The sequence below is a fragment of the Rossellomorea sp. ABR4_004 genome, from assembly GCF_056159585.1.
The window spans coordinates 450998-471375 of the sequence record NZ_JBSWVM010000003.1; the positions used below are offsets into that span (position 1 = coordinate 450998).

Below are 20378 nucleotides of genomic sequence, written 5' to 3' on the forward strand. Positions count from 1 at the left end.
TTGTGACGTTTTTCACAAACACCGCCTTAAACCACCAATAACACCTCACACCACCACTCCCCTACCACAACCGCAACAAAAAACCCCGCACACACCAGTGCGGGGCTCCTCCAAACTTACATCGCATCCAACATCCTGAACTGCGATTTAACCAGCTCATAATAATCACCCTGCTGCTCCATCAGCTCATCGTGGTTGCCGGATTCTTTGATTCTTCCATTTTCCAGAACAAAGATATTGTCCGATTCACGGATCGTAGATAGGCGGTGGGCGATGATGATCGCGGTCCGACCGTTCAGTAGTCGTTTCAATGCTTTTTGAATTTTGACTTCTGTTTCTGTATCGATGGATGCTGTCGCTTCATCCAATATGATGATTCGAGGGTTTGCCAAGAGTGCTCGGGCGAATGACAGTAATTGTCTTTCACCAACGGATAAGACATTACCCCGTTCTTCCACTTCGGTCTCGTATCCACCGGAAAGCTTCTCGATGAACTCATTGGCTCCGATTGCTTCCGCGGCATTCTTAACCTCTTCGTCCGTTGCATCAGGGCGCCCGAATCGGATGTTATCCATGATCGTTCCCGAAAAGATGAAAGTATCCTGCAGGACGATGCTGATTTGACTTCGTAAGCTTGAAACCGATGCATCCCTCAGGTTTACCCCATCGATTTTCACTTCACCATTCGTTGGATCGTAAAAACGGCTGATCAGGTTGGCAATCGTTGTTTTTCCAGAACCAGTATGACCGACTAATGCGACGGTCTGGCCGGCTTTCATTTCAAGATTGATGTTTTGGAGTGCTTTTCGTTTGTCATCGTAGGAGAATTCTACATTCTCAAACTGTATTCTTCCTTTGATGTCAGTCAGGTTCACTGCATTCGTTTTTTCATTTACAATCGGTTGTTCATCGAGAAATTCGAAGATACGCTCGGATGAAGCCATTCCGATCAGTAGTTGATTGTAAACTTGGCCGAGCCTTGAAATGGGTTCCCAGAACATCCCCAGGTAGAAGGCGAATGAAACAAACTCTCCCAGTTCCAGTGAGCCGCCTTGGATGAGATGGGCACCGTACCATATGAGGACCGCTGTCCCGATGGCGTTTGTCAGTTCTACCAGCGGGCGGAACATGGCATTTTTCTTTGTGGCTGTTCTCCAGCTATCGAAGTTTTCCGTGTTTACCCCATCGAAAAAGGCCATGTTTTCTTTTTCTTGAGTGAATGATTGGGTGACACGGATCCCCTGAATGCTTTCATTCAGATGGGAATTCAGCTTCGATTGCTTGAGTCGTACCATTTGCCAGGATCTGCGGATGTTTTTTCGTAAGCTGGTTGAGATAAAAAACATGATTGGCAGTATGACCATGACGGCAAGTGTTAATTCAGGACTTAATGTAAAGAGTATGACGATAATTCCAATGAGTAGAATGATATCCATTAAGAGGTTAATAACTCCGTTTGTGAAGAGCTCCTGAAGGGAGTTAATATCATTCATGATTCGAACCAGGATGGAACCGGCTGATCTCTGATCAAAGAAGCGATGGGATAGCCATTGAACATGGCTGAATAAGTGCTTTCTTAAATCATAAATAACTCCTTGCCCCAGCTGATTCATCCACCTGATCCTGAGCACATTTGCAACGTAATTCAATACATAGAGTCCTGCGATAATTCCAACCAGGGTAAATAGTAAATTGGAATCCTTCTGCCTGATTGCTTTGTCTAATGTGTATACCCCGATCAGAATAGGTACGATCAATCGTACTGCTGTTGTGATCAGAACGGTAATGATGGATAAGGGCAGAAGTTTTTTAGAATAGGGCTTTAAATACGTTAATAACCGGTAGAGTTGTTCCCAGTTAAACGGCTTATCGATCACTTGATCTGTAGAGTAATGGAATCTGCTTAGTACGCTTTTGTTGACTTTGTTTTTCTGACTCAAATCCACTCACCTACCCTTCCTGAGTTTGTAATATTTTTTTCTGATCTTTGTATTGGATATCATAGATTCGTTGATACGGTCCATTGTTTTTCAGTAGGAAGTCATGAACTCCCCTCTCGACGACTTTCCCGTTTTCCAGAACAAGTATTTCATCTGCATGCTTGAGGGATGATATCCGATGGGCAATAATAAAGGTCGTTTGATCCGACATGACTTCTTTTAGCGCTTTTTGAATCCTGAATTCAGTTTCCATGTCTACGGCGCTTGTTGCGTCATCTAGGATCAGGATCGATGGGTCTGTACAAATCGCACGGGCTATGGCAATCCGCTGCTTTTGACCTCCTGAAAGTCCTAAACCTCTTTCACCAAGCCTTGTGTCGTAGCCATCAGGTAATTCTGAAATAAATTCATGGGCTTGTGCCCGTTTTGCTGCTTCTATGATATCTTCCATTGTTGCTTCCGGTCGTCCATACGATATATTCGCTTTGATGGTCGAAGAAAATAAGAAAGATTCCTGAAGTACGAAACCGATATTTTTACGAAGTGATTTTAATGAATAATCTTTTAGATCCCGTCCATCGATGAGGATTTCTCCCTCTTCAGGTTCATAGAAGCGAGTGATAAGCTGGGTGATACTTGTTTTACCAGAACCGGTACCACCGATCAGACCGATGACTTTTCCGGGTTCAGCCTTAAAGGAAATATCCTCGAGGGCTGCTTCATCATGAACGTTATAATTCAGGGACACGTGCTTAAACTCTACTTCACCATTCATCCGATCGACGTGAATAACACCTTGATGATCTTTTATCTCTTCGTCCACTTCAAGAATTTCGAGCAAACGTTCCCCTGATGCTTTCGATTGGGAAAACAGGTTAATCGTAAATCCAAGATTCATGATCGGCCAGATGATGTACCACACTAAACTGTAAAACGCGACAAGCTCTCCTGGTTGAAGGTTGCCATTCATCACTAGATACCCACCGTATGCAAGGAGTGTCACTACACTTACATTCCCCAGAAACTCCATTAAAGGAAAGTACTTTGCCCAGATGTCCGAGGTGAAAAGGTATTTATCTTTGTAATCACCATTTGATTGGTTGAATTTGTTGATTTGATGATCTTCTCTTGATAATGATTTTACTGTATTAATTCCTGAAATATTTTCTTGCACATTCGTATTCAGTTTTCCGAACGATTTACGGATACCCCTGAAAGCTGGGTGAACCGCTTTATCGAATTTGTATACGGCAATTGCCAGGAACGGTAATGAAACGAGGGTGACGAATGTCAGTTGAGGCGAATAATAAAACATAACACCAAAGCTTACCGTTACTAAAAGGAAAAAGCGAAGCAGTTCCGAAAAACCAAAGGATAGAAAGAAACGAAATGCTTCTACGTCTGCCGTCAACCGGGACATCAGATCCCCTGTTTTAGCGTTATCGTAGTAACTGAATGGAAGGAATTGAAGCTTTTCATACAGTTCATTTCTCAGCCGGTAAACCGAGGTTATCCCGAATAGATCCCCATGGTATTGTTGAATAAATGTGGCAACTCCTTTCACGATCATAATGCCGATAAAGCCAAATGCTAAGTACGGGATCCACTGATAGTTCCCTTGCAGAATCACATCATCAATCGTGATTTGCAGGATCATTGGATAGACTACAGTGATCACTGTAACAAAAATCAAGAAAATCATTGAAATGATAAAATGCCTTTTATAGGGCCAATAAAAGGCTTTCAATTTTTTAAATGTATCCATAATTTCTCCCCCTTTAACGTTACATAAAAAAAGAACGTACTAATAAATATATCGGCTTTCGAAATATTTATCTACCCTTTTTTAGAATTTTTTACTTTTTTATGAATTATCCTTCTAGTCTTATTATTCATATTAATTGTAAAAATAAATTCAAAAAAATAGATCGGTCTTTTGACCGATCTATTCCCACATATTTCGTTTGAACTTATTCGCTTTTTTCCATTTCATCCAGTACACGATTGACGCGCTTTTCAAGCATTTTCATTCCGCTTCCGCCCGCTTGGAAGTGACGAAGGTTCCCGTCTTTATCAAATACATAGTAAGCCGGGACATATTGATTTTCGAATGCATCGGTCAGTTTATGCTCACTGTCTACGAAGATTGGCTGAGTAATATCGTGCTCAGCTGCTACCTTCTTTATTTCGTCCAGGTTCAGGTCATCCTCGGAGCGTGGCATATGGACAGCCATAACATTCAGTTTATCGCTGTATTGATCTCGAAATTCATTTACTTGTGGCATCGCTTCTTTACAAAGGTGACATGAGATGGACCAGAAGTGAATAAGTGTCGGCTTTTCTCCTACCAGCTCTCCCTTTGTTACTTCTCCATTTAACCATTCTGTAGCACCGTTTAATTCCGGCATCGGTTCTCGAAGCTTCATTAATATGGCCTCCCTTAATTTAGATCGATATTATTTCTATTGTTCACAGGATGGATTTGTACTACTCCTGAAAAAATCAACATGATAAGAAAATGGCCTACCAAACGGTTAGGCCATTATTCATTTGAAGATTATAAAGTTTTTTGACCTGGCTTCCAGTTTGCCGGGCAAAGTCCGCCAGTTTGAAGTGCTTGAAGAACACGTAGAGTTTCTTCAACGTCACGGCCGATATTGTTATGGAATACTACTTGATATTGTAGTTCTCCTTCTGGGTTGATGATGTATAGTCCGCGAAGAGCAATACCTTCATCTTCGATTAGAACTCCGTATTCGCTGGATACGCTGTGGTTTGTATCTGCAGCTAATGGGTATCTTAACTCACCAAGACCATTTTCTTTACGGTCAGTGTTAATCCAAGCTAAGTGTGTATGAATAGTGTCTGTAGAGACACCGATAACTTCTGCATCTAAATCTTCGAACTCATCGTAACGGTCTGACATTGCTGTAATTTCAGTTGGACAAACGAAAGTGAAGTCCATTGGGTAGAAGAACAATACTGTCCACTTACCGTTTTTCATATTTTCTTCCAGTGATACTTTACCGAATTCTTTGTTTGGCAATACAGCGTCCATTTCAAAACGTGGAGCTTGTTTGCCTACCATGCGTTCTGCCATGAGTGAATCCCTCCAATGAGTTTTTAATGAAATATTTCACCTGAGAAAGGAAGACGTGACGGCCTGTCCTTTCTAAAATCACAATTTTCATTATATAGGATTGGTTTTTTTTAGTCAATGTTAAATTATAATAAATTTAATATTGAAATGATTATAATTTATTGACAATATCCCTTACTTGGTTTTCCCTATTATATAGAAGTTTACTCACTTTTCTGCTTGAATAAACATCTATATAAAGTTTACCATTTCTCAACTGGGGAATAAAACAATATGCTTTTTTATATACTCTTTGACATGGCCTAAGGTGAATTGTGTATACTAGAATGGTCATTATTTAAAAGGAAGGATGTTTTGGATTGAATTACATACTTGGTCTTAGTGCTTTAAGTGACCGACTTTCCAATTTTAATTGGGGCGGTCTATTGGTGACGATCGGAATTGGCGCCTTACAGATAATAGCGATTTGGATCGCTTTCATTATCGTGAAAGGTGCAGCTAACAAAGTGGTTGAGAGAGTCTTTGATAAGTACAGAAAGAGAAATGATGTTTCTGAAGGTCGCGCGCAAACACTACAAAGTCTTTCAAAAAATATAATCGGGTACATCCTGATTTTTGTTTTCTTTGTCACGATTTTACAAATCTTCGGCATCCAGGTGACGGCTATTCTCGCTGGAGCAGGAATTGTTGGCCTTGCAGTCGGCTTTGGAGCTCAAGGGTTAGTAAGTGATGTAGTGACTGGATTCTTTATTCTATTGGAAAAGCAAGTGGATGTAGGGGATTACGTGTCCACTGGAAATTTCTCAGGGATTGTAGAAGAGGTTGGTTTACGAACGACACATATTCGTGGGTTCGATGGTACTCTGCATTATGTGCCAAATAGAGAAATTACGAGTGTCAGCAATCATTCCCGTGGAAATATGAGAGCACTTGTTGATATCGGTATCTCATATGATGATGACATTGACAAAGCGATGGTCGTGCTTCAGCAGGTTTGTGATACGATCGCTCAAGAAGATGACAATATTGTAGATGGCCCGAATGTGTTAGGTGTTCAAACACTTGGCGCTTCAGATGTAGTACTGAGAGTGCTATGCAAAACGAAAAACATGGAGCAATGGGGAGTGGAACGGAAGCTTCGTAAAGCTCTAAAAGAAGCTCTTGACCAAAATGGAATTGAAATTCCTTACCCTCATCAGGTGTATATTGAGAAGAAAGAAGGCTAATGTAAGTGAAAAGAGAAGGCACCGGCCTTCTCTTTTTATTTGTCTCTTCTCCTTTTAGCATTCAGTAGACGCTGAAGGCGATCATCATCCCTAGCTTCTTGAGGATCCTGTTTAACCTTGGATTTGTTTATCGGCCCCTTTTTATCTCTAAATTCAGACATATACTGCTTGCTTCTTATAGGTTTCTCCCGCTCATTCCGCTCGCGGTTCTGTTTCACTTTGCTGCCAAGTTGTCCTAATGTAGGTTGTTCTTTAGGAACGGAAACGTGGATCTTCCTTTTAAGCTTATCAAAAACTCCAAATATAGGACCTAATCCAAACCTTCTTATAGCAATTTCACTAAAGAATAGTAGAAAGCCAATACTAATAAGGAGTATACGGATTGATTGCTCTCTGGATGATTTGTTTTTGAATTCGCGAAAGACTTCTTTAGGGGATGAATACTTCTTCCCTTCCGTTGCTTCTACTATCTCTTCCAGTGTTCGGGTTCCCCCCTTGTAGGAGTGTTCTTTCGAATATGGAATCGAAAAGCCTGTTTGGTATGAGCTTCCACTCTCTTCACCTACCTTGGCGATGTTCATATGGTATAGTCCAGGTGATAACCTGCTCTCAAATTCGACTTCATAGTCTCCCGGAGCCTTGATTCTCGTCGTTGCAGGAATCTCTGTTCCACTTTCATCAAGTGCCGTTACCTCAAGTTGTGAGACATCTCCCTTTGATGCCGAAAGCTTTAACTGAGTATGTCCCCGATCGTCTTCCACATCAATGGTGTACGGATCGGATTGAATATCAGGAAACGAACGTGTAACAAGCTGATTGACGAACGACGGCCATCCTTTCCACCTGACGAAATCCCCTGTCCATTTTCCAGTTGTATCAGACGTAAATGCAAATGTCCTTCCCAGACCATATCTCCAGGTTGCCAAAATTGGATCATTCTTTTCACTCTGCATCTCAACTTGAGAAGTGCCTTTTGGACTAGTGGCAATATAAGCATTCATTTGCGGAATGCCTTCTGTAAATAACGTTTCCCATTTAGACGAAGAAATCGCTGGATAAAATGGATTATCTTCAATATAGGTCCTTGTAGTAATGACTGTTTCCCTTGTTAAGATACTAGGTATTACACTGGCATCGACAACATCATAAAATCGACCTTTTCCCCATTGGGACAAATCATTTAATAGACCTCGATCTGCTCCATCACCTATTGAGACAGTGGATAATGTGATTTGCTTATCGTGACCATTCTCTACAAGTGATTGGTAACTGCCTGACGTCGCAGATTGTCCATCCGTTAAAAGAATGATATGTTTTCTTTTTAAAGGCAAATCTTCTAAACTCTTATATGCTTGCTGTAAGGAGGAAAAGATTTCTGTTCCGCCACCAGGTGAAATGGAACGTATTTGCTCTTCTGCCTTTTTACGATCAGAAAGTGGTTTCGTCTCGACGATTTCCCATGGTCGATCGTCAAATGCGATGACTCCCAGCGTATCTTTATCTCTAAGTAAAGAGACGGTTCGCGCAGCAGCTTCTTTTGCAAGAGCAATCTTCTGACCATTCATACTGCCTGAGCGGTCGAGCACGATGACAAGACCAAGAGACGGAAGCTCCTTTTTTCCTTTTACATCCATATCGACAGGCAGTAATTTTTCGATTGGCGTTTTAAAATATCCTCCAAGAGCAAAACTTTCGCTTCCGCCAAACATAATAAATCCCCGTCCAAATTCTTTCACGCTTTTCTCCATAAGGATCATTTTATTCTCAGGAATGCTTGTCGCAGATACATTATCAAAAAGAATCGTCTGATATTCCAGATAGGAAGTCAGCTTTCCCGGTAACTGCTCAGGTTTGTATGAATCAACGCTAAACCCTGCTGACTTCAATAATGGGGTCAATGGACTTTCTCCAGAAGGGCTTTCCACCAGGAGGACTTTGGCTTGACCTTCTGAACGGGCAAGATTGTATAAGGTATTATTTTCTTTGCTTCCATCCCCTTCAGTAAACACCTCTGCCTTATATACCAATAAACCCGAATCACCTACGACATGCTTGAATTGAAATACATTGTCGCCTTCTTGCACTTGTACATTTTCTTTAATGATTGACTGATCATTTAAGGATAAGCGCATCTCTACCTCTTTTTTAGTTGTGCTGTATACATTAACCGTTATGATCGTTTCTTCTCCTTCAAATTGAATGGAGGGCGACGTAACATTCGTTACAGCCACGTCTTCTTTCGTATCCTGTGAAAGTGGAATCCAATCCACTTCAATCCCTCTAGCCTTTAATAATGGTATGACATTTCCCCCAGACCCCATCGTTTCCTTACCGTCTGTGATGGCGACAATTCTTCCTCCGCGGGTAAGGAGATTCGATGCATATCCCAGTCCTTCTTCGAGGTTTGTTTCTCCCTCTTTGATTTCTCCTGAAAACTGATTGATGTCATTTCTTTCCGGTGAAATTGTTCGTTCAATTTCAGAGTTTTCTCCAAAGGCTACGATTCCGTATCCATCATGTTCCACCTTGGTTCGGGATGCTTGATTGATCAGATGCAGGATGTGATTCTCTTGTTCCGACACAGATGCAGAACGGTCAGCTAAAATGAGTACCGACCGCCCTTTATCAGGCAACAAAATTAACGGGTTGGCAAGGGCAATGATCAATAGACCCATCCCACATCCCCTTAATAGGAAGACGAGCTTTTCTTCCTTCCTCTTCAATCCCCGTTTGGCAAATAGGAAGAGTACAAATCCAAGGGGAATCATCAACCATAACCAATGGATTTCTTTAAATTCGATTCCCACGTCTGTACACCTCCCATTCGATAAATAATAAAAGGATTGCCAAGATTAGAAACCACTCAGTAAGGGCTTGGGGAATGCTCTTAGATTCCTCATTTTTCATTCCTCTAGTGGGTTCAAGAGAAAAGGAAGACCCAGCTGATAATTGTTTTTCCCGTTCATCAAGTACGACACTGAAATATTTCGTGTCACCATCTCGTATAGCCTGATATACACCAGGGGCATCGGGTGCCTTGAACACTCCCTCTCCATTCCATTCTTTTACAAACTTACCTTCAGTGGAGTATATATCCCATTTATCTCCCGAAAGAGGTAATGTCCTCTCTTCACCCGGTTGATAATAGCCTAAAAACCCGTGATTCTCTGATAAAAATTGATAAGAATGATAAAGAAAGATCGGAAATCCCGGGTGTAATGGGAAATCTGATTCGTTAAGATGCAAATTTAACAGGACAAGCTTCTGACCATTCACTTCTCCCTTCTGTATGAGAGGAATGGAATCACCTGTGGCAACTGATTCGAGATTCTTCATTTGGATGGAACTCACTTTATCCACATATACTTTTTGCAGATCAACATGTTTTAATAGGGGATCTTCATTCGTAGCTTTTATTCCATGTGTAAGGGGAGTGGATTCTTTTGACCGCTCCGGAACGATCATGGCAGGGCCCTCGACCGATAACCGCTGCCAATTCTCCTTAGTGGTCAAGAGAATTTCATCCCCCGACTTCATTTGATCCTCTTCAATGGTTTTCACTTCTACCCCGATGGATTGAAACCCTTTTAATAAGAAAGGGTTGATTTCCCCTATGACATGAATGGTCGGCTTTGAAGAGGCCTGAATACTTGAAAGGCTGTTATCTTCCATGTAATCATCATCAAAATCAATTAACGCCTTATAAATCGGGCTATGGGAAAGGTCAGATAGCGGAACAACGGTTTCCTCCCCTGGATCCAATGTCAGTTCCACTGAAGAGATCTCATTCTTTTCATCGTAAATGGCGAGGTGACCCCTTCGTGATACTTTACTTTGATTTTCGATTACAGCGACTCCTTTATAAGAAGATCCCAGTCGTTCAACCCCGAAACTTGTAAGGGAAACATTTACAGGATTAGTCAAAAGGTTATGTACCTGAACAGGACTTGTAAGTTTTTCTGTAAAATCATCTTTTCCCATTGAATCTGAGAAGATATGTATCATTGATTCCGACCCGATTGCCAATGCCTCTCCAAGGTGTATCGCTTTTTTCATATCTTCGTTGTCATTAGATAATGGTAGGTTCTTTAAACCATTGAGAACGACCCGGTCGTTTGTTTCTCCGGATACAATGGTGGTTACAGAATTCCCTACTCCCAATAAGGTTACTTTTCCGTCAGTTCCTTCAATCAATGATTGAATCTCTTCCTTTGCTTCTTCAAAGTGAGATCGATTGTTCACCACTGCGTTCATAGAGGCAGAGGTGTCAAGTAAAATGACGAGATGATCTTTTTTGGCCATTTCGTTAAATGTGTAAGGCTTTACAAGGGCGATCATTAAGAAGAAAAGGATCAGTACTTGTAAAAAAAGTAAGAGATTTTTCTGTAATCTATGAAACCATGGGGAAGCTTGCCATTCCTTCATAACCTCTTCCCATAGGAGATTTGAAGGAACAACTTGATCTCTGTATTGTTTTCGAAAGAAATACATTAAAATAACGGCGGCTATAAAAAAAGATAATAAAAAAAAGATTGGATTCCCTATTCCCATCCTATCACCTCAGCGGATCCATCCATTTTCTTTGAAATCCTTAAAAAATATTTCGTTTAATGGTGGCAGACAACTTGTTTGGCTATAGCCAAACCCCCATTTATTGCATAAAGCTTCAATCTCTTTGTTGTGAATAAGTAATCGCTCCTGATAGAGCTCCACCATCCTCGGACTTATTGATACATTTGTTTCCTGGTGTTTTTCACTATCTAATAATTTGACATCACCTTGAAAGGGTGGCGTTAGTTCTTCTTCATCGAGAAGTTGGATTAAATATACCATTTCTCTTTTAATCGAAAGTTTTCTGAGAGCTTCCTCTATCACTGAGAGCGATTCGAGTCCATCAGAAAGAATAAAAGATACAGAGCTTTTTTTCCGTACTCCTTTTCCTACTTGCTCAAAAAAGGAGATTCCATCTTCCACTGTTCGGTCTATGGACAGCTCTTGAATGTCATGGAGAATCGCTTTTGCGTCCCGTGCCCCTTTTTTCATAAAACACTTTTGGTGATGAGCTCCCATGCAATGCAATGAAAGCCGATCATCATTAGAAAGAGCTAAAAATGATAGTGCTCCAGCTAATTCTTTCGCTCTCTTCCACTTTCTATCTTCTATTAACATGGAGTTTGAGCAATCAAGGTAAATATGAACCTTTATTTCTCTTTCATCCAGATACCTTTTGATATATACCTTTTCCGTTCTGGCATACACATTCCAGTCGATTTGCCTTACATCATCCCCAAGTTCATACATCTGATAATCCGAAAATTCCAGGGAACTCCCATGATGGGTTGCGAGACGGGAACCTTTATGATGACCGCTCTTTAATCGTTTACCGATGATCCTGTGTCTTTTCAATTGAGCTAGAAACTGGCTGTGCCAAAGTGTTTTCACCGACTATCACCTTTTTGAACGTAATCGATCATTTCAAGGATGAGCTCATCCGTTCCAACACTCATTGCTTCTCCTTCAAAATTCAGGATCATACGGTGCCGCAATACGAGGGGAGCCACCTTTTTCAGGTCTCCAATGGAAACATGGTACCTGCCTTGTGTCAATGCTCTCGCTTTGGCCATAAGGATGACATTTTGAAGCCCCCTTGGTCCACTCCCGAATTCAACATATTGTTTGATTCTTTTCGTTGTTCTTTCACTTTTAGGGTGTGTTGCATCAATAAGATCAATGGCAAAGTCAATCATTTCATCAGTGATCATGATTTCTCTCACCAGGTCCTGAATGCTTAATAGTTCAGCTTGATTCAGCCTTTTCTCAAGAAGGATGTCTGCGGTTCCTGTTGTACGCTGGATAATTTGTTTCAACTCTGCTTTAGTAGGATAGGAAACCAAGATTTTACACATGAACCGATCAACTTGGGCTTCAGGTAAAGGGTACGTTCCTTCCAGATCAATAGGATTCTGTGTGGCCAAGACAAAGAAGGGCTTCTCCAATGTCATCGTTTCGCCTACCACCGTGACCGTATTCTCTGCCATTGCCTCAAGAAGGGCACTTTGCGTCTTTGGGGTCGAACGGTTGATTTCATCCGCTAACACTAAGTGATGAAACAAAGGACCTTGATGGAAAACAAATGGGTGTTGATCGTCCCGTTTTTGTTTCATGACCATTGTTCCAGTGATGTCTGTAGGCATTAGATCCGGGGTAAACTGAATTCGTGAAAAACTAAGGTCCATAACATCTGCCAAGGTACGCACCAACATTGTTTTTCCTAATCCCGGTAAACCTTCCAAGAGAGTATGACCTCCCGCAAGGATGGACCAAAGCACACCCTCTACAATTTCCTCCTGCCCTACGATAAAGCGCTGAACCTCTTCCTTCACTTCTGTTATCTTTAAAGAAGCTTTCTGAAATTGTTGCTCCTTATCTTCAATGTTCACTCTACCAACTCCCCTGGATCAATTTCACTAAAATAGGATTGTACGATATTTTCTAAATCTTTTGGGATCGTGGATCGATCTGACGACTTCCGGTAAGAAGAATAGTAATCCTGATACACTTCTTCATATGGACGAAGGGTTCCCTTTTGTACCGGCCCATTGCTTTCAAACCGCTCTCCCTGTTCACCTTCACCTAATTTGCCTGTATCCCGTTCAATATGGTTTTGCCCTTCGATTTTTTCCGGGAAAGAAAGCATCTCTCTCGATCCCTGCCCCTTGCCGGCTCCGTTTCCTGCTCCAGTGGAAGAACCGTTACCAGTTCCGGCACCGTTTCCATTCCCTCCCTGTCCAGGTGAATTTGAAGTACTGTTGCCTGGCTGATTTCCATTTGCAGATGATGAAGGAGCCTGATTCCCCTTTGACTTACCGTTTGCCTGGTTGGAAGGTGCTTTACCGGAATTCTGTGACAATGAATCTGAACCAGTTGTATCACTCTGTCCGATCGCATTCTTTAGGAATTCGGCTTCATTTTGTAGTTCATCTTGAAGTTTAGAAAGTTGATCTAATTGTACTTCTGCGCTATTCGATTCTTTCATTGATTCTGATAATTCATCCAAGGAATCAATACCTTCTGATTTCAAAGCCATTAATAACTGATCTCTTTGTGCATTTGTCATCTGATTAAAAGCTCGCTGAAGTTTATCGCTATTTTTTTCCTGAAGCGCTTTGTTTACGTTCTCTACATTTATATCTGCTATCTTTTTCTTCACTTCCTGGAGCTTTTCATTCTGTTTCTCAATTGATTTATGCTGAAACTCGAGCTCTTTCACTTTTTTGATTATTTCATCATATCGTTTGGTCGCATCCTTTACTTTCTCGAGCTCTTCATTTTTCTTCAACAACTTTTGTTTAATAGATGCATTCTCTTTCTTTTTCGCCTTTTCCGCTATTCTTTTACTTGAATCCGCAATGATCTCCTTTTCTTTCTCAATCCGATTCGCTTCCTGAAAAGAGATATTCCATTGCGTGAAAATCAGAAAGGATAAAAGCATAAGAATTCCGCTTGATATCAGAAATGAGGGCTTAATTCTCTTCTTTCTATATTTCAATACTTCCGAATGAGCCCTTTTCATCTTCTTCAATGCATCATGCACAACCAATGAGGAAAGGGTATGGCCACTGTGAAGGCTACTATAAGCGGCACTTACATGATTGTCCTCTACGAACACATCATAGGTTAAGGCACTATCCTTCAAGGTGGCTCTTCTTCGATAAAACAAAATCGCAACACTCATGAAAATAGAGGCGCAGCCTACCCATAGGATTCTTTCCCAATATGGGATTACAACTAACGCTGCTATCGAAACGATGCATAGAGCAAAGACTCCTGCACAAACAAGCAGGAGCTGAGTGTAATACCATAATTGATTGATCCAGAGCTTTTTTCTAATTTGCCGAAGCAATTGAAGAAATTGTTGAGTATGTTCCATCTTCTCACCCTTTATTTAGCGCTCTTCACCTTCATGCTTGGTCGTAGCTTCATGATACTGAGGGACAGGGAAATCAATGCAAGAACAGTATAAATGATCAGGAATGAAATCCATAAAGGAAACGTCATGCCGCTGCGGGTGTATATCTCTTCAATCGCCATTGGTTCAAAATGCCCCATCATGACAATCCCCGGATTAAACATGGCGATTAGATACGGTGCTGGATTGGTCTGATTCTGGTAAGGACCGTTCCCTATTGCCATTGATAGCATAAAGAGGAATAACGTCCCCCCTGCAAGAAACAGAACCGTTGCATAGGTTGTGACCATGGACACGATTGTCTTTCGAATAATCGTTGAATATAATACTCCGACGGAACCAAATGCAAAAACCAGGAACAAACTGTACCCGAACACAAAAAGTAAATCCGTTGGGGAAACTCCCCCGAACAAGAACACAAAGCTGTATAGAGGCAAACTTGAGACGACGAGTAATAACAAATAAGAAACGGACGAGACCAGTTTACTCAGGATTATACTCATTGAGCTTTGCTCCGTCGTCAACAACATGCTTAACGTTTGTTTCTCTCTTTCTCCGCTGATGACACCGCCTGTTAACCCGGGTGTTATAAATAACACGAGAGCAAGCTGTAAGAATGAGAGAATCATAAACATTACACGGCTTTCTTCGGGACGGAAATAACCAGTATTTGAAAATCGCGTTTGCATATAGATGAAACCGATCACGACAATTCCTACGGCAATCAAGTAGCATAACATTCCGACAAATGCTTTAAAGGAACGAAAACGAAGTTTAAATTCTTTATTTAACATAGGGTTGATGAGTAACTGCTTCATGAAAGTGTCACTCCTTTCGTGATCTCCATAAAGACATCTTCTAAATTCGTTTCAGTCTCTTTGAAACTCACAATCTGGATGTCGTTTAAAACAGCTTTTCTCAATAGTTCTATTTGCTCCGTTTCTTCACCTTTATAAAGGAATTGAAACGTTCTATTCTCCTCATCCACTTCAACCTTTGAAACAAAGGGGTCGTCTTCAAAGAATGCCACAGCACTCTCCACCATTCCCCTAACCTTCACGACAATCAGTTTATCTGCCTGCAATTGAAATTGAATATCCTGAACAGAGCCATGAGCTACGAGTTTCCCATTATCAATCACGCCAATTTCATCACACATTTCTGCAAGCTCCGGAAGGATATGAGAGGAAATTAAAATCGTTTTCCCCATTTTCTTTAATTCTTTAAGAATTTCCCTCATTTCGATTCTTGCCCTCGGATCAAGCCCTGATGCCGGTTCATCGAGTATCAGCACTTCTGGATCATGGATGAGGCACCTTGCTAAACAAAGGCGCTGCTTCATCCCCCTGGATAAAAGGTCAACATAGGAATCTTTTTTATGAGATAGATTCACCAGTTCCAACAATTGTGGAATCAGTTTCTTTCTTTGCTCTGCAGGAATTTTATAGCTTGCACCATAAAAGTCCAGATACTCGTCAGCTTTTAATTGATCATACACTCCAAAGAAGTCAGGCATATAGCCGATTTGCCTCCTGACCAATTTTGGATCTTTACTTATATTGAATCCGTTCACTGTAGCCGTTCCTTCAGTAGGAGCTAAGAGAGTAGCCAAAATGGAAAATGTTGTCGATTTTCCTGCTCCATTTTGACCAACAAAGCCAAATACGGTTCCCTTTTCAATGGATAAGCTCAGATTATCAAGGGCCAGGAACGACCCATAGCGTTTAGATAAGTTTTGAATCTCGATCACGGTCGGACCTCTCCTTTCAACACAATATCAGGGAGACGAACAAACGGATCCCCTTGAGATCGTTTTTCAAACTCGAAAACGATTTCCCCATTGTCATTTATATAGTTATTCAATTTTTCTTTTACTTCTATTGAGTTCGTTGATGATTCAGAAAGCACCAGCCGTTCTTCTGTTTTTGGATCGACCAGAGAAAACTGAAGCGCTCCTCCTGTATGAAGAGTCATATTTAAAGAATGAAGCGTAACCTTCGATAATTCAATTTGATTAGGGAGGTGGATGGATAGCTCATATGTCCCGTCTTCGAGTCCCATCTCATCTGCACCATTATGTGAGTAATGCTCAATTACCTGTCCCTTAACAGGCAATACATCCAAATCAAGCTGTTCATTCCTAAGTGTAATGGCACCCTTATAATTTCCAAGTGAAGGAAAATGTTGATAGAGTAATGAGAAATTTTCAGACTTGGATTCTTTGTTCTTAATCTTCATATGGAATATCTCCGCATCTGTATATCCAAAAATGACCGGGGAATTATTGTCATTATCCGCAGAAATCATTTGGGATGCGAAGTTTTCCAACCGTTCTTTCTTTTGCTGCTTAATATTTTGCTGATTCGGTAATGGCGCTGACATATTCGGGGTCACACCAATAGGAGAAGATAAATAATTCGTTGAAAGCTTTTTATCAACTTCGAGGGTATCCCCGGCTTTCATATCCCCCAGACGATACATTCTGGACCCCGACCAAATATATACATCTGTAAAATCATATTGAAAATCATTTTGAATCGTACCGGATAAGGTTTGATCCTCTAACACTAATTCCGGTATAAACCTTCCTACTTCTTCCTTTTCGCTAGTACCGAGTAATGTCCTCGTGGACCAGTATTCTACATCCCGAAATGTAATGGATCGATTATCCTTCGTCATCTCTTCAACGGCAAACTTATACTGATTCACCCCCCCCGCACTATTCCTTACTCTTGCAGGTGTGATTTCTAAATTATGCTTATCTGAAACAAAATCATAGTCTCCCCCGGAGTTTGATAACGCGCTAAATGCTGAAATTCCGTGTACGCTCTTATCTTCCTCGACTTTTAAGACACTCATTTGATTCAAATGAGGCTTCGAGATTCTATCTTTAGCTCCGGTGATAAAGATCCCTGAGGAAACGAGGACCGAGATGGCAGGAATGATCCACCATGCTTGTTCACGCTTATCCACTTTTCTTAATAAGAAATACAGCAGAGGTACAAGGACAATCAAATAAATGATGAGAATGATGACTAAAGTACTTACTTTAAAATTGGTAGTCGGAAAGAGCTCATTGCTGTCTGCTACTTCATAATAAATCCTCTCCAGGAAACTTTGATCTCCGTTGGACTGGCCATGTAAAAAGTATGGCTCTGTTTTCGAAAGGACATTTGCAAACCATTCGTCATAGCTTTCCCATGAATTTAATACAGGGTCACCCAGTGAGAATGCTGTCTGCCACACTTCTCCTAAGCCTTCGGAACTTTTCACGACCAATGGGATCCCGTCTTGCTCAACCAGAACATCCGATTCTGGTTTAACAGTCCCTTTATAGATTGCTAATGAGGTAAAGGAAGCCTCTATATTCTTCTTCACATTAAAGGTGGAAGTGTCGGAGAGTGCCGATTCTTCCCCGAACGTAAGAGGAGCCATATCTGCTGCAGAGCCTAGAGTATCCTCCAAATGGGGACCCCCTCCTATAAATAACACACCACCTGTCTCAACCCAGCTTTTTAACGCGCTTTGTTGATCCTGGCTAAGTTCTGAAATATTGAATTGGTCAATGATAAGATAATCAAGCATTTGAAATCCGCTCTTCTCTTCAGGAATATTTTCCTTTGTGAGCGTTAACGTCTCTACCTGATTCCCTCCCATGTTAGCTCCTTTAATTCCCTTTAAACGGTCAGGGTTTTCACTCAATAAACCGATGGCCGTATAATTGCTATAGATGAAATTAGGAGTTAATCGTTTATCTCCTTTAAATTTTATTTCTTTTCCATTTTTCCAAGATCCTTGGAACAAATGAATGGTTTCCTGATTGGAATTATGCCTGATTTCATCATTGAATCCTGGAATGGATAATGAGTATGTACGTTTTGAATTTGCTGGCACATCAATGGATAAAGCTCTTGCCCCCCCGGTCTGATAGGAAGGAGCATAGTCAAACAATAGATCTCCCTTGAAATCAGGACCTGTATTTTCGACGGTTACTTTAAGGGGGAAACCTCTTCCCTCCTTCACTTTTCCATCGATTCCTTCTTCCACTGAAATTTTTATTTGCGCTTGTGCGAGTGTTGTATCTTCCATAAAAAGAAACATCAAGAACCCTAATGTCAGCACAAATATTGCTTTCGTCGATCTTTTCACATTCATTCCCCTCTTTCTTTCTCTCTACAAGATAGACGAAATCATTATGGGAAAAGTTTCTACTATTTTAAACTTTTTCCTCATTTCTCATCTTCCTTAAGTGTAATTTTACACTATTATCAACTCTTATCAAGACCGTTTTAGAAATTTATGTTAATTTCCCTTATATTAAAAGGCTCTTTTCGTAAAGATTGTTGCTTTTAACATAAGGGTCTGCTTGAGCTCTGCCAATAAGAATGTGCTGGATGGTGAGGGGAACTGCTCCGCTTGCAGCTAGCGTTCGGCCGAGCCTCCTCAGCTTCGCTTCCGGGGTCTCGGCACGCCCGTACTTCCTCAGGATTCTTCGCAGTTCCCCTCACCATCTTTTAAAAATTTTTTGTGACAGAGCTTCAACATGCGTAATTAAACCATGTAACTAGAAAGAATAATTCTTCTTTTATAAAGGGAAATAAATCTCTAATCTTAAGAAAAGGTTGTTTACTAAAATTCTTGTTTTTATTGATTTCCATTAAGGATACATGCTCAGAAAGTTGATTCTCGCTGCAGGATGATCGACTCCTGCAGGAATAGCTGGACAGTACGAAAAGCGGAGGGGCTTTGCCCAGGGGCGACAAGCATAAGACGAGTCTGCCGGAAAGGCGCTCTTTGCCTTTTTGGCAGACTCGGCTTATGACCTCGAGCCCCTAAGCCCCGTAGCTGGACAGGTGAGACCCAGGAGGCTCACCGCCAGCCCCGCGGAAAGCGAGCATCCTGGAGCGGAAATCAACTCCTACACTCTTCATTAAGATAACCACAAACTTTGCGAAAAGTGCCTATAAAAAAATCACGGAACGATATCCGAAGATAACGTTACGTGATTCACACTCATTATTATAATCCGCCAATAAAATCTGAGAGAAGGGAGATGGCAAAGTCTATCGCTTCCTCGTCAGGGTTTAATTTAGAATGATGCAGCCCATATTTAGAATTAACGCCAAGCCAAAACATGAAGCCTGGTATTTCCTCAAGCATATAACCAAAGTCTTCACCCGTCATAGCTTCTTTACAGATTACTAGGTTCCGATTCGTTTTTTGGAGGAAAGAAATGAATTGATTTGTCCACTCCGGATCATTATAGACCTGGCGATACATGCTGCCATAATCCACCTGAATATCACAATCATAACTGATTTTCATACCATCGATTAACGCTTCCAGCCGTTTTTTTACACTTTTCATCGAGTCGGCTGAAAGGGTACGGATGGTACCTTCCAATCTGGCTGTTTCAGCGATGATATTTTGCACCGTTCCACTTTCCATTTTTCCGACGGTGATGACCGCACTGTCTAGTGGGTCGACATTCCTTGATACGATTGACTGCATTTGTGTGACAAAGGAAGAGGCCACGACGATCATATCCTTGGTCTGGTGAGGATAGGCAGCATGGCCGCCTTTCCCTTTAAAATCAATAAATAACTCAGACGTATTGGCAAAAAGCAGTCCCTCTTTAACAGCCACTGTCCCCACTTCATATTCCGGTGCAATGTGAAGTGCGAATATACAATCCGGCCTCCATTCCTTCATGATTTCACTTTCAAGCATAGGCTTTGCTCCACCTGGTCCCTCCTCAGCGGGTTGAAATATGAACAGAAGATCATCTTCTATCGGGTGGTGAACGAAATGGGTTAAAACCCCCAGCTCAATCGACATATGAAAGTCATGGCCGCAGGCATGCATCCTCCCATCATGTGATGAAGGAAAATCCAATCCTGTTTCTTCCGTGATCGGCAGTCCATCAATGTCCCCACGGTAGCCAATCATTCTTGTAGGATTTGTGCCATGAACCTTAACAAAGAGCCCTGTTCTCCAGGTCTTAATCTCTAATCGGTCAGCAGGAAGGCTTGAAACATAATTTAATAGGTATTGCTGTGTTTTAAACTCTTGAAACCCAAGTTCAGGAATTTGATGAAGATCTCTCCTGATCGACTTAAAGTCTAAAGTAGACATGGGTATCC

Annotated in this window: 14 protein-coding genes; 1 reads left to right on the forward strand and 13 read right to left on the reverse strand. The window is 41.3% G+C overall.

The annotated features are described in order from the left end of the window. Positions 1 to 116: 116 nt before the first annotated feature. The 4 genes from ACXAF2_RS19270 to ACXAF2_RS19285 all read right to left on the reverse strand — a co-directional run bounded on the left by ACXAF2_RS19270 (position 117) and on the right by ACXAF2_RS19285 (position 5040). Positions 117 to 1946: an ABC transporter ATP-binding protein gene (locus ACXAF2_RS19270; protein WP_475141053.1), complete on the reverse strand. Its 1830-nt coding sequence runs from the start codon at positions 1944 to 1946 to the stop codon at positions 117 to 119. A 4-nt stretch (positions 1947 to 1950) separates the two neighbouring features. Beyond that, positions 1951 to 3705, reverse strand: a complete 1755-nt coding sequence (locus ACXAF2_RS19275; RefSeq protein WP_475141054.1) for an ABC transporter ATP-binding protein — start codon at positions 3703 to 3705, stop codon at positions 1951 to 1953. Positions 3706 to 3910: 205 nt separating this feature from the next. Continuing rightward, positions 3911 to 4366, reverse strand: coding sequence for a TlpA family protein disulfide reductase (locus ACXAF2_RS19280; RefSeq protein ID WP_475141056.1), 456 nt, complete (start codon positions 4364 to 4366; stop codon positions 3911 to 3913). Positions 4367 to 4497: 131 nt separating this feature from the next. After that, positions 4498 to 5040, reverse strand: a complete 543-nt coding sequence (locus ACXAF2_RS19285; RefSeq protein ID WP_113968382.1) for a peroxiredoxin — start codon at positions 5038 to 5040, stop codon at positions 4498 to 4500. Between the two features lie 359 nt (positions 5041 to 5399). On the opposite strand from ACXAF2_RS19285, the gene ACXAF2_RS19290 reads away from it, so the two are divergent. Further along, positions 5400 to 6266, forward strand: a complete 867-nt coding sequence (locus tag ACXAF2_RS19290; protein WP_475141058.1) for a mechanosensitive ion channel family protein — start codon at positions 5400 to 5402, stop codon at positions 6264 to 6266. A 35-nt stretch (positions 6267 to 6301) separates the two neighbouring features. On the opposite strand, the gene ACXAF2_RS19295 is transcribed toward ACXAF2_RS19290, so the two are convergent. From ACXAF2_RS19295 to ACXAF2_RS19335, 9 genes are all read right to left on the reverse strand, one after another. Beyond that, the gene (locus ACXAF2_RS19295; protein WP_475141059.1) at positions 6302 to 9073 is read right to left on the reverse strand and encodes a VWA domain-containing protein; all 2772 of its coding nucleotides are present in this window, start codon (positions 9071 to 9073) and stop codon (positions 6302 to 6304) included. Then, positions 9057 to 10817 carry a vWA domain-containing protein gene (locus ACXAF2_RS19300; protein WP_475141060.1) on the reverse strand — a complete coding sequence of 587 codons (1761 nt, stop codon included), beginning with the start codon at positions 10815 to 10817 and terminating at the stop codon, positions 9057 to 9059. Before ACXAF2_RS19300 ends, ACXAF2_RS19295 begins: the two co-directional genes overlap by 17 nt. 9 nt (positions 10818 to 10826) lie before the next feature. Then, positions 10827 to 11708, reverse strand: a complete 882-nt coding sequence (locus ACXAF2_RS19305; RefSeq protein ID WP_475141062.1) for a DUF58 domain-containing protein — start codon at positions 11706 to 11708, stop codon at positions 10827 to 10829. Continuing rightward, positions 11705 to 12706, reverse strand: a complete 1002-nt coding sequence (locus ACXAF2_RS19310; RefSeq protein ID WP_475141064.1) for an AAA family ATPase — start codon at positions 12704 to 12706, stop codon at positions 11705 to 11707. Before ACXAF2_RS19310 ends, ACXAF2_RS19305 begins: the two co-directional genes overlap by 4 nt. Then, positions 12703 to 14196 carry a hypothetical protein gene (locus ACXAF2_RS19315; protein ID WP_475141065.1) on the reverse strand — a complete coding sequence of 498 codons (1494 nt, stop codon included), beginning with the start codon at positions 14194 to 14196 and terminating at the stop codon, positions 12703 to 12705. The genes ACXAF2_RS19310 and ACXAF2_RS19315 overlap by 4 nt, the downstream gene beginning before the upstream one ends. 11 nt (positions 14197 to 14207) lie before the next feature. Then, entirely contained in the window at positions 14208 to 15053 is an 846-nt protein-coding gene (locus ACXAF2_RS19320) for an ABC transporter permease (RefSeq protein ID WP_475141067.1), read from the reverse strand. Beyond that, positions 15050 to 15985, reverse strand: coding sequence for an ABC transporter ATP-binding protein (locus ACXAF2_RS19325; protein ID WP_475141068.1), 936 nt, complete (start codon positions 15983 to 15985; stop codon positions 15050 to 15052). The genes ACXAF2_RS19320 and ACXAF2_RS19325 overlap by 4 nt, the downstream gene beginning before the upstream one ends. Further along, positions 15982 to 18384: a hypothetical protein gene (locus tag ACXAF2_RS19330; RefSeq protein ID WP_475141070.1), complete on the reverse strand. Its 2403-nt coding sequence runs from the start codon at positions 18382 to 18384 to the stop codon at positions 15982 to 15984. The genes ACXAF2_RS19325 and ACXAF2_RS19330 overlap by 4 nt, the downstream gene beginning before the upstream one ends. An 870-nt stretch (positions 18385 to 19254) precedes the next feature. Beyond that, positions 19255 to 20370, reverse strand: a complete 1116-nt coding sequence (locus ACXAF2_RS19335) for an N-acetyldiaminopimelate deacetylase (RefSeq protein WP_475141071.1) — start codon at positions 20368 to 20370, stop codon at positions 19255 to 19257. Positions 20371 to 20378 lie beyond the last annotated feature (8 nt).